At 65.1% G+C, this 15,922-nt stretch carries 12 protein-coding genes; 2 read left to right on the forward strand and 10 right to left on the reverse strand.

The genetic code is table 11. From position 1 onward, the window contains the following. Window positions 1–197: 197 nt before the first annotated feature. The 8 genes from FHU13_RS25660 to FHU13_RS25695 form a co-directional block, all read right to left on the reverse strand. Window positions 198–1,340 (reverse strand): endo-1,4-beta-xylanase, encoded by a 1,143-nt coding sequence (locus tag FHU13_RS25660; protein WP_183438654.1) that lies wholly within the window; start codon window positions 1,338–1,340, stop codon window positions 198–200. A gap of 37 nt (window positions 1,341–1,377) precedes the next feature. Continuing rightward, window positions 1,378–2,334 (reverse strand): glycosyltransferase family 2 protein, encoded by a 957-nt coding sequence (locus FHU13_RS25665; protein ID WP_183438655.1) that lies wholly within the window; start codon window positions 2,332–2,334, stop codon window positions 1,378–1,380. A 5-nt stretch (window positions 2,335–2,339) separates the two neighbouring features. Next, window positions 2,340–4,658 carry a polysaccharide biosynthesis tyrosine autokinase gene (locus FHU13_RS25670; RefSeq protein ID WP_183438656.1) on the reverse strand — a complete coding sequence of 773 codons (2,319 nt, stop codon included), beginning with the start codon at window positions 4,656–4,658 and terminating at the stop codon, window positions 2,340–2,342. Between the two features lie 255 nt (window positions 4,659–4,913). Then, entirely contained in the window at window positions 4,914–6,137 is a 1,224-nt protein-coding gene (locus tag FHU13_RS25675; RefSeq protein WP_183438657.1) for a hypothetical protein, read from the reverse strand. Window positions 6,138–6,408: 271 nt separating this feature from the next. Then, on the reverse strand, window positions 6,409–7,611 hold the full coding sequence (locus FHU13_RS25680) for a glycosyltransferase (protein WP_183438658.1): 1,203 nt from the start codon (window positions 7,609–7,611) through the stop codon (window positions 6,409–6,411). 17 nt (window positions 7,612–7,628) lie between these two features. Then, the gene (locus FHU13_RS28475; RefSeq protein ID WP_183438659.1) at window positions 7,629–9,359 is read right to left on the reverse strand and encodes a heparinase II/III family protein; all 1,731 of its coding nucleotides are present in this window, start codon (window positions 9,357–9,359) and stop codon (window positions 7,629–7,631) included. A gap of 315 nt (window positions 9,360–9,674) precedes the next feature. Further along, window positions 9,675–10,490, reverse strand: a complete 816-nt coding sequence (locus FHU13_RS25690; RefSeq protein ID WP_210287853.1) for a metallophosphoesterase family protein — start codon at window positions 10,488–10,490, stop codon at window positions 9,675–9,677. A 333-nt stretch (window positions 10,491–10,823) separates the two neighbouring features. Next, complete coding sequence (locus FHU13_RS25695) at window positions 10,824–11,954, reverse strand: glycosyltransferase (protein WP_183438660.1); 1,131 nt, start codon at window positions 11,952–11,954, stop codon at window positions 10,824–10,826. 278 nt (window positions 11,955–12,232) lie between these two features. Here FHU13_RS25695 and FHU13_RS25700 point away from each other — a divergent pair, with 278 nt between their 5' ends. Together FHU13_RS25700 and FHU13_RS25705 are read left to right on the forward strand one after the other, a co-directional pair. Continuing rightward, window positions 12,233–13,471 carry a glycosyltransferase gene (locus FHU13_RS25700; RefSeq protein WP_183438661.1) on the forward strand — a complete coding sequence of 413 codons (1,239 nt, stop codon included), beginning with the start codon at window positions 12,233–12,235 and terminating at the stop codon, window positions 13,469–13,471. Window positions 13,472–13,699: 228 nt separating this feature from the next. After that, complete coding sequence (locus FHU13_RS25705; protein WP_281411668.1) at window positions 13,700–14,923, forward strand: polysaccharide biosynthesis/export family protein; 1,224 nt, start codon at window positions 13,700–13,702, stop codon at window positions 14,921–14,923. 162 nt (window positions 14,924–15,085) lie between these two features. Here the strand turns inward: FHU13_RS25705 and FHU13_RS25710 are convergent, their stop codons facing one another. Continuing rightward, window positions 15,086–15,316, reverse strand: a complete 231-nt coding sequence (locus FHU13_RS25710) for a hypothetical protein (RefSeq protein WP_183438663.1) — start codon at window positions 15,314–15,316, stop codon at window positions 15,086–15,088. A gap of 308 nt (window positions 15,317–15,624) precedes the next feature. Then, the coding region (locus FHU13_RS25715; RefSeq protein WP_281411667.1) for a UDP binding domain-containing protein at window positions 15,625–15,922 on the reverse strand (298 nt) is incomplete at its 5' end.

Raw genomic sequence — 15,922 nt, forward strand, 5'->3', positions numbered from 1 at the left:
ACTCCGTCGGGGGAAGGGCCTCGCCGGCCTTGGCAAGTGCCGGCGCAAGTGTCGGCGCAAGTGCCGACGATGGGGGAGACGACTTTCCGTGAACGCCACTGCGGCGGCCGGCGGTTCTCGGCCTCGCAAGCGCTGGCGGCGTCGCTCCGGTGCGATATGCGTGCCATTTTCCAGAGACGACCGGTCTCCGGCCGGCTTCAGCGCATGGGCGTCGCCGCGTCGAATGCCTGAGCCATCGCGGTCCAGAGCGGCTTCGGCCGTCCGTTTCGGTCGAGAGGAAGGGCGCGCTGGGGTAGGTTGTCGGTTCTGCGGTGGGTCGGCAGGTCGTTGAGCCAGGTCTGGCGATCGCTCAGGCCCCAGGTCAAGACGCCGGTCGCGCGCGGTTCGGCCAGGAAGGTCCTGAGGACGTCGCCCGCAAGTCCGGCCACCGTGGCGTCCCTCTCGGCCTCCGGTGCCGGGAGCAGGCGGTCCGAGACGTCCATCTCCGTGATCAGGATGTCGAGGTCGAGCGCCGAGACCGCTCTGAGAAAGCGCGCGAACTTGCCTGCATCGTAGGGCCAGCGGCCTGCCTGGAGATGGCCCTGGATGCCGAGCCCGTGGATCGGTACGCCGTCGCGCCGAAGCTTCGTGAGGATCTCAAGAGTTTTCGCCCGCCGGACGTCTTGGTCGGGCGTGTCGCATTCGAGATCGTAGTCGTTGTAGTAGAGCTTCGCCTTCGGGTCGGCCCGAGCGGCGGCCGCGAAAGCGAGCGGGATGTAGTCCGGGCCGAGCGCCTGCATCCAGAGCGATGTGCGCATCCCGTCGCTCGCCTGCGGATCGATGGCTTCGTTCACGACATCCCATGACTGCACGCGGCCGGCATAGTGCGAGGCCACGGCCGTCACATGCTCCTCCATCAGGCGCTTGGCCTCGCGTGCATCGAGCTGCCGGGGCAGCCACGACGGAAGGGCGAGGTGCCAGACGAGGGTGTGACCGCGCAGGTCGAGGCCGTGCCGCTCGGCGAAGGCCGCAAGCCGGTCGCCGCCGCCGAAATCGTAGCTCCCCGGCGATTTGGCGAGGATCTCCCATTTCATCTCGTATTCGGGAACGAGGAGACTGGCTTCCCGCAGCACCTCATCGCGGGTTCCGGCATTGTAGGTCAGGTCGGGGCTGCGCACCGCCGTGCCGAACAGCCGCCCGGTTCGCGCGGCGTGGCTCGCAAGTCCCGATCCCTGCGCCGCGAGGGCGGACCGGCACGAGGCAGCCCCGAGAACGGCCGTTCCAAGGGCCGCTGTTCCCAGGGCAGCGGCGCGGGCCGCGACGGAGCGCCGTGTCCAGCCTGCTCTGCGATGCGAAGTCATCGCGCAATCTCCTCTTGGATCGGGCGCCGACGGGCCGTCACTTCCACACAGCACCGCCGCAGGCTTTGATGTAGGCGACCGCATGCCGGCCGATCGGCGTCCGCCCGGCCCGATTTCGGCGCCGCCACCGAAGGAAGCGCAGGAAGCTCAGAAGTGGATTGATCCGGCCGCGGTTGAGGACGAGCACGTAAGCCGAGAACAGAATGAAGTTCAGAGGGACGTAGGCCGCGGGCAGATATTTGTAGGAGATGATCATTTTATTCGTCAGGCGCATCTGCTCCACCTCGCTGCGGGGCAGGCGTCCACCCGAGTCGTTCTGCTCGACGACCCAGATCGAGGGATCGTAGAGGATCTCGTATCCCCGATCGATCACACGGTAGGCGTAGTCGATCTCTTCAAGTCCATAGAAGTAATCGTCCGGGAGCGGCCCGACGGCTTCGAAAGCGCTCCGGCGCATCGCGAATCCGTTGCCCTGGAAACGGAAGGTCTTGAAGGGGCGGGTCTGGTCGAGCGACTTGTCGGTGTGCGGAAAGCAATCCCGCGGCGTTCGTCCGGTTCGGTGATCGATGTGCCGGGCCGTGACGATGGCAAGCCGCTCATTCTCCCGGAAGGCGCGGTGGTAGCGTTCGAAAGCGGCGTCGGGCGGGTTGAGGAAGGCGTCGTCGTCGATGAAGACGATGAACGTGCCGCGCGCTGCCCGCGCCCCGTCATTGCGCGCCGAAACGCCCTTGTTGCGGTGGAGCTTGAGGCAGCGGGCCTGCGCGAAATCCGCGAGGAAGACGGATCGATCGACGGCGTCCGGATTGTTGTCGACGAGGATGAACTCGATGTCCTCGCGCGTGCCCACGGCCGCACGGACATGGCCGATCGCCGCGCGCGCGACCGGGTCGCGGGCGAAAGTGATCATCACGACGGAGAACAGGGGGATGGGAAGCGCGGATGTCGTTCGCGGCGGGGCCGCATTTCCTGCCAGCACGGCGAGGGGAGGGGACATCGCGGCTAATCCGCCACGTAGGCGCGATAGGCTGGCAGGGCGGCATAGGTTCGGTCACCGGCCGCACCCTGATGGCGCAGCGCCTTCAGATCGACGTTGTTGAGCACGGCTCCGATGAGCCGCTCGCCGACCCCGGGTGCTCCGGCCAACGCGTTCCTGGCCGTCACGATCGGAGTCTCCCCCGAGCGCGCGACGAAGACGAACGCATCGATCGCGGGCGCGATGGCGCGCACGTCGACGATCGGGACGAGGGGAGGCAGATCCACGACGACGAAATCGAAATGCGTGGAGGCGTGCTGGAGGAGTTCGCGCATCGCTTCCGAGCCGACGATCTCGCTGGTATGCGGGTTGTCCGACCTGAGCGCGGGGAGCACGTGCAGACCGGTCACGGGATCGACCAACAGCGCCTCCGACACCGAGACCTTCTTATCGAGGACTTCCACGAGGCCGCTCGTGCAACCCGGCGCGACGAGTTCGGACAAGGTCGGGCTGCGCAAGTCGGCATCGATGAGGAGGATGTTCTTGCCGGAATGGGCGAGAAGCTGAGCGAAATTCATCGCGATCGTCGATTTGCCGTCGCCCGGCATCGCCGAAACCATGCTCAGGATCTTGATGTCGCTGTCGTTCGAGGCGGCGCTGGCCGCGACTCTGATGGCGCGTAACGTCTCCGCGAACCGGGTGAACGGCTCGTCGACGGCATAGCGCAGGCTGCCGATATCTTCGGGGATCAACCGAGCGGCGGGCGGCAGGCTGATCCCCGGGCGCGGCTTCGCCCGCCTGCCCAGGCCGGTGAAGCGCGGCAGGACGCCGAGACAGGGTAATTCGAGGGCGGCCTCGAGTTGCTGAGGGGTGCGGATCACGCTGTCCGTCATCTCCTTCACGAGGGCGGTGGCCGTGCCGACGGCGAGCCCACCGATCGCACCGAGAACGAGGATCAGCAGCGTCTTCGGGTGGCTCTTGAGGCGCGGCGGGCTCGCCTCCGAGAGGATGCGCGCCTCGGTGACGGGGAAGCTCTCCTGCTGGAGCGCGGCTTTGTAGCGCTCCAGGAAGCTCTCGTAGATCGTCTTGCTCGACGAGGCCTCCCGTTCGAGCTCGCGCAACTGCACCTGCGCCTTGTTGGAGACCGCCGTCTCGCCGGTGAGTTCGGCGAGGCCGTTCGACAGCGCCTGCTCGCGGGCGCGGGCCATATCCGCCGCGCTGCGGAACCCTTCGAGCGCCCGGGTCAGTTCGTCGAGCAGGAGGCGCCGGACGTCCTGCATCTCAGTGCGTAGGTTGACCACGGCCGGATGGCTCTCGCCCAGGCGTTTCGAGACTTCGGCGATGCGCTTGGAGGCCGCGACCCCGCGCTGTCGCAAGTCGTTGTAGACGTCGCCGTTGAGGAGATCGGATGGCGCCGCGTCGGGATCGCCCGCATTCACAACGTTCTGCAGTCGCCGGTACTTGGCATCCGCCTCCGCGGTGGCGGCGCGAGCGTTGACGAGTTGAAAGCTCATGTCGGCGACCTGCTGCTCGTTGAGCAGGCGCATGGTCCCGCCCGGCCCGAGGCCCGCCGAGACGATGTTGTTCTTGGCCTTGAAGTCCTGGACGGCGCGGTCGGTGGTCAGCACCGTCGTGCGCAGCTCCTGGATCCTGTCCTGGAGCCAGACGCTGGCGCGGCGGGTGGCCTCGTACTTCGCCTGGAGCTGATCGGTCAGGTAGGCGTTGGCGATCTCGTTGGCGATCAAGGCCGCCCGCTCCCGCGAGCGGGCCCGGAAGCTCACCGCGAGCACGTAGGTCAGGCCCGAACGCTTGACCTCCAGGCGATCCTGAAACTCCTCCATCACGGCGCGAGGAATGCCGCCGGGCGGCACCGGAACCACCTCCGACGGCCCGATGACCGCCTCAACCGCCCCGCGCGCCAGGGCGAGGCCGCTCGCCAGGATGTTGCCGGGCGTCCTGAATTCGGGATCGTCCACGAGTTTCAACTTGCGCAGCACGATGCCGGCGATGCGCTCCGATCTGAGGATCTCGACCTGACTGTCGACGCTCGAGGTGTCCATGCCGAGGGACAGCAGGGTGCTCGCCCCGTTGTTGCCGGCCGAGGCGCCGTTCTCGAGTTGGAAGGCGCTGCGATTGTCGATGAGAACATCGGTTTCGGCGGTGAAGAGCGGCGTCGTCGTGAGCGCGAACAGCAGGGCCAGGACGGTGAAGAGGGCGGTGAACGCGAGAACCAGGCGCCGCCGCCGCCGCAGGACGCCGAGAAGCGTCGCGACATCGAGAAGGGCGAATTGAGCGCCCCTGATCGGTGGAGGCGAAGGGGAGGTAATCCGATCCGGACTAAGCATCGTGCGCCCACTTCCCCGCGACGAGAGATCGAGGGCCACGCTGGTGCGGCCCGGCGAAATCGACGGCGCGACGAGGGCCGGCGTCGATCCGATGAAAGCGTTGCGTCAAGCCGGACCCGGATGTCCCGCTCCGGCCGCATCCGGCCGGCGCCCGGCGACGGCTCGAACAGTCTCGCCCGGCGCCTCGGCGATCCGGTGTGCGGCTCAGGCCTGTCGCCATGGCAAGGCAAGCCGAATGCCAGGTTCCGCCGCCCCTCATCGACGACCGCTCCCGGGACGCTGCGCCGGAGTCGGCGGAGAGCACCGATCATCGGTGATGACGTAGCCGGCCGCAAAGATGATCGAGTAGACGGATATGATCGGCACGAGCAGGGAGCCGTTCAATAGATGATATTGAACGAACATGATCCATCCTACGATGAACGGAACGCCATTTCCCAAGTAGCAATATGCAATAAAAACAAACCAAGCCATGAACGCGATCATGCCATATTCACGGAAAAACTTCGACGTGGGATTCCAGGCGATGTTCATGGCGCGCGGCATATTGCCGGCGCCGATCCCGAAAAAATATTTGAAGCTGTTGCCTTCAACCGCTTCGTTGATTGTCTCGATCGGGGCGAGGAAGCGCTGATTCGCGCTCGATCCATTCTGCGAGAACTCGTCGCTGCGTTTCGCCATGTTGTCGAGCAGCCCGATCCCGTACGCCCCGGCCGCAGCGAGCGGCAGCGCGATGGCGAGTGCCAGGATGAGGGTGCGGTTCAGATAGAACAACACCACCACTGCCGAGAGCGCGACGAGCAAGAGGCCCGTGCCGCCGAACGTGCTCATCAGGCCCGCTCCAAGGAGGCCCAGGACAAAGATCCGGCGAAAGAAGCACACTTCGATGATGAGACCGAAGGCAATGAACTGTGAGACAAAGGACGTTTCGAGGAAGAAAATTCCGTTCGGCTTGATCCACCGTGAGCCCCAGTGAATCGGCTGGATATAGACGTAGTAAAAGAACAGAAACTTGCTTGGAATCACCGCCTCGATATTCGGCATGCCCAGGCCGATCGCCTGGGTGAACCAGTTCGACATCACGAGCAGGGCCGCCCCGGTCGTGGCGTACTGCAAGTTCTTCAAGAGTCTGAGATAGGTCTCTCGATCGAGAGGAATGACGAACAGGTACAGGCCGTAGATGATCGAGAACAGCATCATCGACGGAATCGAGAATGCGCTGTGCTGGGACAGGGCATGCGCCACGAGTGCCAGCGCCATCATCACGAGATAGAGGGCCAATCTGAGCGCGTGGATGCGCAAGCAGCCCTTCGCGGCCAAAAGATAAAGCGTGATGATGTGAAGAAGAACCACGAACTGAATTTGGTTCTCGCCGCCGAGATAGATCGCCACCTTCTGCGTGGCGGCGGCCACGAACAGCTCCGTCGTCATCACCTTGATGATCCAGCGGCGGCGGGTCTCGTCGAGGGTCGTGCTCAAGTCGGGCGCGACCTGAGCTGCGCCGAGGTTCCGGGGCGCGAAGGAAGGCCAGAATGGACGTCGCGAGTCGAGGCTTATCGGATGCGCCATAGCCACCGTCAGATCGCAAGTTCAGCCCGAGTGCATCGGCCCGATCCGTGCCGGACCGGGTCATGGCGGACTGTTCACAGGAGCGACGCTCGACGACGATGTGCGCCGCCTCGCCGGTCCGCTCCGGCAGACTTCCGTATTGCCGAGCACAAAGCGTGCCGGATATTGCAGGATCGGTCGATCATGCCGCCCTGATTTCGGTGGGAAGCCCGCCCTTGCCCGACAGAACTGTCACCACGGCCTGCAGATCGTCGTTGTCGGTGAACTCCGTATCCATCGCGGCGACCGCCGCAGCCTTGACGGCCGGATAGTCGGACGGCAGGCGACGCACGATCAGATCGACGAGGGCGTCCTCGTCCGGCGCGACCGCCCAGCCGATACCCAGCCGCTCGACATAGGCCGCGGTCTCCGAGTCGGATTCTGTCAGCATCGGCACGCCGAAGAAGCCGCCCTCGTAGAGGCGGTTGGGCAGCAGCCAGCGACCGCTGCCGCCCCTCTTGGAAAGGTCGAAGCCCCAGTTGAGGTCGATCTGCGCGTAGACGTCGTAGAGGCCGCGCGGATAGGGAAACTCACCGTGAAACGTCACGTTCGACAGGCCGTCGAAGGTCCGCCGGAAGGTCTCGTGGTCGCAATAGGTGGGAACGCCCGCCAGGAGGATCCGGATCTGCGGCAGCCGCCGGGCGAGGCCGGCGAGCAGAGCGGCCGAGCGGGCGCAGCGGAAGGCGCCGACCCATCCCACGACGAGATGGCTCAGATCGACCTCTCGCTTCGTCCGCCCTCTCGACAGCCAGTCACCCTCCGGCTGCCGCGAGGCGGCCAGCGCCGCCGGGTTCAGGCGGTTCTCCACGAGGATGATCGGCCGTCGATACCCCTGGATCGGGCGAAAGTAGCGCGTCGCGAAGCCGGGGGAGGACACGATGAGCGCATCGCAATGGCGCAGCAACTGGCGCTCGGCGAAACGCAGAAGGACGGCGATCGGGGAGGCGCCGAGCAGGACCCCGCGTATGTCGAGCACTTCGTAGACCACCGGACCCTTGAGACGCCCCAGCATTCGCGCAGCGAGCGCGATGGCCAGGAGATCAAGGTTGCGGGCGACGATGATCGCCGGTTTCGGCAGGCCGGGCCGGCGCAGGACCGTGAGGAGAGCCCTGGCCAGGGCTCCCAGACGCCGGCCGTAACGCCCGGCCGGGATGACGCCGAAGGAGACGTTCTCCCAGTCGGGCACGAAGGTCTGATGGTAGTTGTGCCGCCGGAAGGTGAAGCCGACCACCCGCGCGCCCACCTGCCGGATCTGCGCCAGCCGCCTGCGCGTCCCGGTCTCGGCAGCGTCGGGTCCGAAATAGACGAAGTCCGGGCGCAGGGTCCGGGATTCGGTGGTCGCCATCCGGGCTGCGATGCCGCTCACGCCGCCCCCAGCACCGTGATCCGCAGCCCGGCGCGATCCAGACCGGGCCGCGGCGCGAGGACGAGGGCGGTCGCTTCCTCCCAGACGTTGTAGCGGCGCGACCAGCGGCCCGCGTCGAGCGACAGGCTTCCATCCGGCGTGCGGAGCTCGACGCGCCAGCCGTCCTGCTCCAGAACGACGCGCCCTTCCGATACATCGCCTTCGACGACCCGCCACGCCGCGGGAATGAGGAAGCGGGAACTGCAGGTGGCGCCGGAGGCCGACCACCGGTCTTGGATCTCGAACACGAGATCGGGCGTCAACACGACCTGACGCTCCACGGCGATGCCGGCAAAGGCGAGCCGGCCGGTCGCAGATTGCCGGCCATCCGCCCCGATGGCGGCCTCGACGAGCGTCGCCGCGCAGCGTCTCCCGACCTTGAAGGAGCCGAGGAACTGGACCGGCGCCAGACCCGCGACGCTCGGCCCGTTATGACTGTGCCAGGCGCGGGCTTCGTCCCGAACCTGACCAGCCGAGTAGCTGTAGGTCCCCGGATCGACGATCAGCCGACACGGTCCGACGGACGCTTCGATCGCCAGGAAGTCGGCATGCCCGTGACCTGGATTCATGTCGACCCCGATGGGCCCCGCATCGAGCACCGCGATGAAGGGGCCGCTCGCGAGACGGACGTAGCCGCCGTCACGCATGACGTGGAAGCCGACGGACAAGGCTCCGGGCAGGACGGCCGAGGTCGCCGGCCCTTCACCTACCCAGGCGTCGTTGAACATGACGGGCTGATCGTCGCCGAGGGTCAGGGCTGCGAGCGCCTCCTCGACACGTTCGAGCCTCTGCCCGATCAGCCGCGATTGTTCGGCGGACCAGATCGGTACCTCGCGCAGGATGCGAAGGCTCTGAACGCTGAGCGACTGGTACATCGCGGAGCGCTCCAACTGCACGCCGTCCTCGCCGAACGAGGCTTCGATGACGGCGCCGAAGTTTCGCCGTAGCGCGTCGGCCACGACCGGAGGGAACGTCGCGCGCGACAGGCCGAACAGCGCCAGGGCGGACAGGTTGCGCTCCAAGTGGTTGTAGCCGAGTTCCGTCTCGAGGTTGCGCAGGAGGAAGGCGACGTTCCAGCGCAGGAAGCCCTCGACACGATGCCAGTCCGGCGTTCCCTGCAGACGTCGCGGCGCGCGAACCAGGGCGGCGGTGAGCGCGAGTGTCCGCTGCGAGGCCGCATAGGGATGCCAGGTTTCCGAGAAGTGAGTGCTGCGCGAGAAATCGGCGCTGTGCAGGAAGCCGGGAATCAGCGCGGCCACGAAGGCCAATCCCTCCTCGGGCGCATGCTCCATCAGCGTGCAAGCGTAGCCGAAATTGGCGAGGTTCCAGCGCCAGAGCTGATGGTTGCCCTCATCGGCCCGCACCGTCCAGTCGATCCGGTCGGCTCCGCCGAAATCGATGGTGCGGTTGAGGAACGTGAACCGCCCGGACAGGCAATCGGGGACGTTCTTGGCCTGTTTGGCCTCCTGGAATACGGCGACGACAGCCGCAGCCCGCTGCGCCGGCTCACCCGGCGCGAAATCGGGGAAGGAAGCCGCGGCATTCCCGACAGCGGCCCGGTAGGACGCCGCACGCAGAGGCACCGTCTTGTTGCGGTACCGCCGCTGCGCATGACCGATCAGCGCACGGGGTGGAACATGCGAGATGGCGTGAAGAGCCGTGGTGACTTTGTGGAGGAATGAGTTCACTTCACGCCCCGCAAGCAGACGGTCTTAACTGCGGTATCCAAGTTCAAAATTTCGGACAAGTTCAAGTTTCCGGCAGCAGGCTTGTCGATGGGGCAATTTTTAATCATACGGCCCATATTTTCCGCGTACGACGCGCTGAACCGCCGAAGTTTCCGTCCGAATTCGCTGTGCTGCGTGGGTATTGATTACGGTTCGAGGTGTGGGTGAGGAAGGTTTACGTTGCAACCTTGCCGAATTGATGTGCCGCGCCCATCGTTCTTGCTGAGGTCCGCCAATGAAAACCGGGTCGCGCACCGTGCGCTGCGCGGACGCGCTCTACCCGCACACGACGTGCTGCGCGTTGCCTTCGAGCGCCACGCAGCCGAGACATCCGGTGAGGTAGGCGCCCGTATCGAGGTTGATCCGATTCGTTCGCAGCTCCGGCTCCGGCACGGGGGTATGCCCATGCACGATGATTGCCCCATGATTCGCCTGAGACCTGAGGAACGGCTCCCGGATCCACAACAGGTCGGCGCGATGCTGGTATCCTATCGGTATTCCGGGCCGGATGCCGGCATGTACGAAGAAGTAGCTGCCGAAGGAGACGGACCGGCAGCCCTGTTCCAGAAAGCTCCGGTGCGCCTGCGGAAAGACTTGCCGGAAGGCGGCGAGAAGCTCCGGCCACGCCTCCGCTGTCGGAAGGCCGCCCACCGGCACGCCGTAGGATTCCAGCGTCTCGAGCGCACCGTTGACGCGCCATATCTGCGACAGCGCGGCGGTGCGTTGATCGAGCATTCGGCCCTCGACCAACGACCCGAGCAGCATCTCCTCGTGATTACCCAAGACAGGGTATACGGGCCGCCGTCGGGCACGGCCGATGAGCAGATCGATGACGGTGCGACTGTCCGGCCCCCGATCGATATAGTCGCCGATGTAGATCTCCACGATCTCGTCAACGGGGTGGCGCCGCAGATCCGTATCGATCTCGGCAAAGACCCGTGCGAGGCAATCGGCTCGGCCGTGCACGTCACCCACGGCGTAGATCCGCAGGCCCGTCGGTGCCACGGGAAGCACCTTCGAGCTGCCGCGCAGAATGTCACCGATCGAAGCGGCCGCCCGACGAAAGGGCCAGTCTCGCGCACGCTCCGCCATGCACCTACCCGGCTTCAGGACGTCTCACGACGCTTCCGCTTGCGAGGTTCCAGGTGGCTGCGCGAGCGAAGCGGATTTTTCGTGATCGACCGTCCCGGCGGACTTGGCTCGATCATGGCTGCCGCGGCGCGGTCGGGAGTGCCTGCACAACACTTCCGGTGACGCACCGTGTCCTTCCGGCCGCAGCGGCGCAGAGGGCGTTTCGTGAGAGCCACGCAGGCGTTGCCGAAGCATCGGCCAGGGCGGTCGCGCATCGTGAGGCATCCAGATCTCCGGTAGACAGCGCCGGAACGCTCTTAGACGGGAGTGCAACCCCCGTCCCCGGTTCGGGCCCTACCGCCGGGTCGAGGACGCGATTGTCCAGGTCTGGAAGCGCTCGCCCCGAAGAGACTTGTAGACGCCCGCGCCCGTCGCGGCCGTGGCAGCGACGCCCTCCCAGACCTTCGATACGAGAGGTGACCGCGTCCGACCGGCGATGAAGATCCCGAGCGCCAGCGCTGCGACGAAAGCGAGGAATCCTTCCGGGCCGAAGGCGAGGCCGGCCATCATCGCGGCGCAGATCACCCCGAGCGCCACGAAGTAACCCGATAGCCAGCGGAGCAACTTATGCGAGGTGTACATGTAGACGGAAAGGGCGCCGCTGCGCAGGATGCGCGGCCAGAGCAGCCTGTGGCAGTTGAAGGCCCGGCAGGAGATCCGAACCTTGCGGCGCAGTTCGTCCTTGCGAACAGTCGCGGCACGTTCGAACGCGACGAAGTCCTCCGCCCGCACGATGCGATGGCCGGAGCAGAAGATCGACATCGAGGTATGGAAGTCGTCGATGATGTCGGCGGGGGCGGGCGTATAGAGCCGGCGGCGGATCGCGAAGATCGAGCCATCCGCGCCGACCACGGAACCCGTCTCGCTCTCGAGTTGCTTGAGCCACTCCTCGAAGCGCCAGTAGCGCGCACCCGTCCAAGCCGTCGCGCTCTCGTTGGCGTTGGTATAGCTGAGATGCCCGGTGACGCAGCCAATCTCCGGATCGCGGAAGTAATGACCGACATTGGTCACCCGATCCGGGTCGATCATCACATTCGCGTCGGTGAAGATGACCACTTCAGCCGCTGTCTTGCGCATCAGCGCATTCATGCCCGTGCTTTTGCCGGCGCGCCGCTCGGCAAATGACAGGGTCAACGTGTCGGCATGCGCGCGCAGCACCTCATCCGTACCGTCGGAGGATCCGTCGCTGTGGATCAGGAGCTGGCAGTTCGGAAGCCGTTCCTTGAGGGCCAGCATGTTGGCGATCTTGGCCTCGATAACTTGTCGCTCGTTGTAGACGCAGCAGGCAATCGCGTAGCTTCGCGGTGCGTGCCCGGTCGGACTGATCGCATTACGGCGGATTGCTTTCAGAACAAGCAAGCTCAGCGGGTACGTGGTGTAAGGGTGGATCGCGAGGACGAAGCAGATACAGAGCAAGGTTGCCAAGAAAATCATCATCGTTGCACCCCTCGATTGCTCAGGACTGAAGCAACCGGCGGACGACTGCCTATTGGCGGGGATCGCTCATGGCAGTGTCTGGCCAGCGTTCGGTCGCCCGCCCCACTCGCGTGCGCTCCGATCGATTAAGGTTAAGCGATAACCATGCCAGCAGCGTCCAACGGGCCTGTGCGAAGGGGATCGGCCCGGGAAAATTCAAAAAGCGCTCGTTTCGAGTGCGCAAATTGGCCTCGGTATTGCTTTCAGGGTTAATGCGATCGCGGCAGATGACGGCGCTTTGGCTTAGGCGCCCCTTGTTGCGAGTATTTCCGGCTGGCGGTCCACGAAGTTCCGGAGGGTGGATGTCGACAAGCTTTCTTGCGGCCGCATCTTTGCTATTTATCGGGCTCGCAGCGCATCCATTCACGACGTATCCGCTTTCGCTCTACCTGATGCGAAAATTTGGACGAGGCAGACCGCAGACCCGGATAGACAGGACAGGGACCGGTCTATCCTTCGCGATCTGCATGTCGGTCTACAATGAGGAGAGCTGCATCGAGCGGAAGGTCGTCAACCTGCTGGAGCTGGCCGCGACGGTCGAGCGATGCAGCATCCATATCTACGCCGATGCGCCGTCCGATCGGACGGTCGAACTGCTGCAGCCTTACGCGGATCGGATTGATCTCGTCCTTGGTCGGGAGCGCCGCGGGAAGACGTGCGGCCTCAACTTGCTGATGAAACGGGTCGAAGCGGATGTCGTGCTGTTCACGGATGCAAACGTCATCATCGACCCGGCCGCCCTTCAGCGGATGCGGCCGCATTTCGATGATCCGAAGGTTGGCTGCGTGTGCGGCAATCTCATCTACGTGAACGGTGACGAGACGCCGACCAGCGCGTCCGGCGCCCTCTACTGGCGCATCGAAGAGGCGATCAAGCAACTCGAGAGCGATACCTTCAGCGTCATCGGTGCCGACGGTTCGCTGTTCGCGATCCGCCGGGAATGCCACCGGCCGCCGCCCGACGACATTATCGACGATTTCTACGTCTCGATGATGATTCTCTGCAACGGCTACACCGTCGTGCGTGAACCCGCCGCTCTGGCCTTCGAGCGCTCCGCAACGGGCAGCGGGGAGGAGTTCCGGCGCAAAGTCCGGATCGCCTGCCAAGCCTTCAACGTCCATCGCTTGGTCTGGCCGCGCCTGGGCTACAATCCTCGGCTGCTTTATTTCTACTTCTCTCATCGGCTGCTGAAGTGGCTGATGATCTACAATATCGCCATCGGTGGCGCGTTGATGCTCTGGGCGTTGGCGACGGCATTCTCGCCCGGATCGGTCACCCTGCTGTCGGTTGCCCTCGCTCTGACGATGGCCGCTCTCGCCGCTTGCGGCTCAAGGCTTGTCCAGAACGGCCTCGCGATGCTGCTGGCCTGCACCGGCGCCGGACTCGGGGTGTGGCGCTCGATCCGCGGAGACCGCTTCCAGGTCTGGCAGCCGGCGCTATCGCCGCGCAATCCGGTCGGAGACTGACGGGCGAACTGGACGGGTTCCGTCCTGGCGCGCCTCGGCGGCGCACGCCTGACACGCGGATCGCGCCGTCACAGAGCGCGATGACCCGCCGGTGGAAAGGCCCCTGCCGCTTCCTGGGAAGGCAGGCCATCAGCCGCATTTTCGAGCAGAGATGACGAGACATCGACGATGCAACCGAGCTTGAATTTTCGAATTCGCCCTCAGGGCCTCTGGGCGAAGCTCCGGATGATGCTCCTCGCGTGGCTGGCCGCGACACTTGCGGGCATCGCAACGGCTAAGGCTGCCGATTACCGGCTCGGCGCCGGCGATACCCTCGAGATCACCGTCGTCGGCATGATGGACTTCCGATACAAGCTGCCGGTCGATCTCCAGGGCGAGATCGCGGTCCCCTATGTCGGAGCGGTGCCGGTCTCGGGAAAGACGCTGTCGGAGGTCCGGCAGGATTTGCAGGACCGGCTGCCGACGAAACTCGTGCGTCAGCGGACGCTTGAGGGGCGCGATGTTCCGGTGGTGCTGCTGCCCGAGGAAGTGGTGGTGACCGTCAGCGAATACCGACCGGTCTACGTCAACGGCGATGTGGCCCATCCCGGCGAGCAGCCGTTCCGACCGGGAATGACGGTCCGCAAGGCCTTGGCCCTTGCGGGCGGCTACGACATCATGCGCTTCCGCGCCTCGAACCCGTTCCTCGACTCCGCCGATCTGCGCGGCGAATACGATTCTCTTCTGACCTCCGCCGCCAAGGATCAACTACAGATCTGGCGCCTTCAGATCATGCTGGGCCAGCGTGTGGCGTTCGACCTCGACAGCCTGCCGCGGAGCCAGGCCGTCGCAGACCTGGCAAAGACCGAGGATGCACAGCTTAAGGTCCTGGAAGCCGACTTCACGAAAGAGAAGAGCTTTTTGGCGGAGGCCTCGAAGAAAGCCACGGCGCAACTCGCAACACTGACCTCGCAGCGGAGCGGCGAGAACGAGGGCATCAAGGCCGATACGGAGGATTACGATCGCCTGAAGGAATTCATGCAGCGCGGCACCGTGCCGATGCTGCGTCTCTCGGATGCGCGCCGTAACGTGCTGCTTTCCTCCACCCGCTGGCTGCAGGCTGCCGCGCAGGCCACCCAATTGGAGCGTGATCGCGACGAAATCGACCGGAAGCTCGTCCGGCTGAGCGACCAGCGTCGCTCCGATCTGCTGAAGGAGTTGCAAGAGGCCACGACCCGGCTCAACGCGACCCGTGCCCGCATGGACGCTGTAGCGGAGAAGATGCTCTATACCGGCGTCGTCAAATCGCAGATCGTCCGGGGCAAGGGTGGCAGCCCGAGTCTCTCCGTCTTCCGCAACAGCGACGGCCGGCTCGAACGCATCGAGGTCCAGGAGGACGCCGATCTGCTGCCTGGGGACACCATCGAGGTCGCGCTCACCACCGAATACGCAATCGGGCTGGGCAGTCGATAGCGCCGGCCCTCGGCGCGTCAGGCTCTTTGTTCTGCCCGTGTGCGGAGTTTCGTGGGTCGAACCTGGATCGAACTTGCCATGAGCCGAGGCTGAGCGGCATTGCCTGACGCGCCGGTTCCGGCGTGCTCGTGCGGCGCGAGCGGCCGGATCGAGGTCGGCTTGTCAGTGCGGTTCGTCCACTTCCAATAGCCAGGCCGCGAACCGTCGAGTGGCCTCGATAGCGAAGATACCGGCATCGACAAGACCGACGATGACGACCGCACCCGCGCTGAGCAGGAGGCCGGGCGGCTCATCGGGCGGCACGCGGTCATACCAGATAGGGTCTTCTTCGCTTTCACTGGACGCCGGTCGTGTCGGCGTTCCCGTCAGTCTCGTTTGATCATCGCTAACCATAAGATCGCACTATGCAACAACCATGCTCTCGTCCGGCAGAGTATGGCTTCAATTCAAAGTTCTGCGCCGACCAGGATACGTCGGTCGCGGCGGGCAGGGGGCGGCGGGATCGGCTATGCGTTTCGACAAGTCACGGCCGAGCCTCAACGCAGGATGCGCGACGGCTGTCTTGAGGGCGTGCCTCGAGGGAACCGGTCGGTATCGATCCTCGAATCCGGTCTAGGTGGAGGCGATGGCCGGCATGTCCGAGCGGCGGTCATCCACCGAGGATCGCAGACTACACGTCTTGTCGCTCCCCACGCGCGCACTTATCCGATGCTGACATACGTGAAATCGCGGCGGACGGCCTCGTCTGCCCGATAGACGTTTCGAAGATCGACGAGGACGGGACTCGTCATGCTTTGCTTGACACGCTGCAAATCAAGAGCACGGAACGCACTCCATTCGGTGACGAGGACGAGGATATCGGCGCCGGTGGCAGCACTGTAGGGGCTGTCGGCATATGTCACATCCTGCAGCAGCGGCCGCGCCTGCTCCATGCCTTCCGGATCGTAGGCGACGATCTGCGCACCCGCATCCTGCAAGCCGGCGATGATCGACAGAGAG

The sequence above is a fragment of the Methylobacterium sp. R2-1 genome, assembly GCF_014191355.1.
GTDB lineage: Bacteria > Pseudomonadota > Alphaproteobacteria > Rhizobiales > Beijerinckiaceae > Methylobacterium.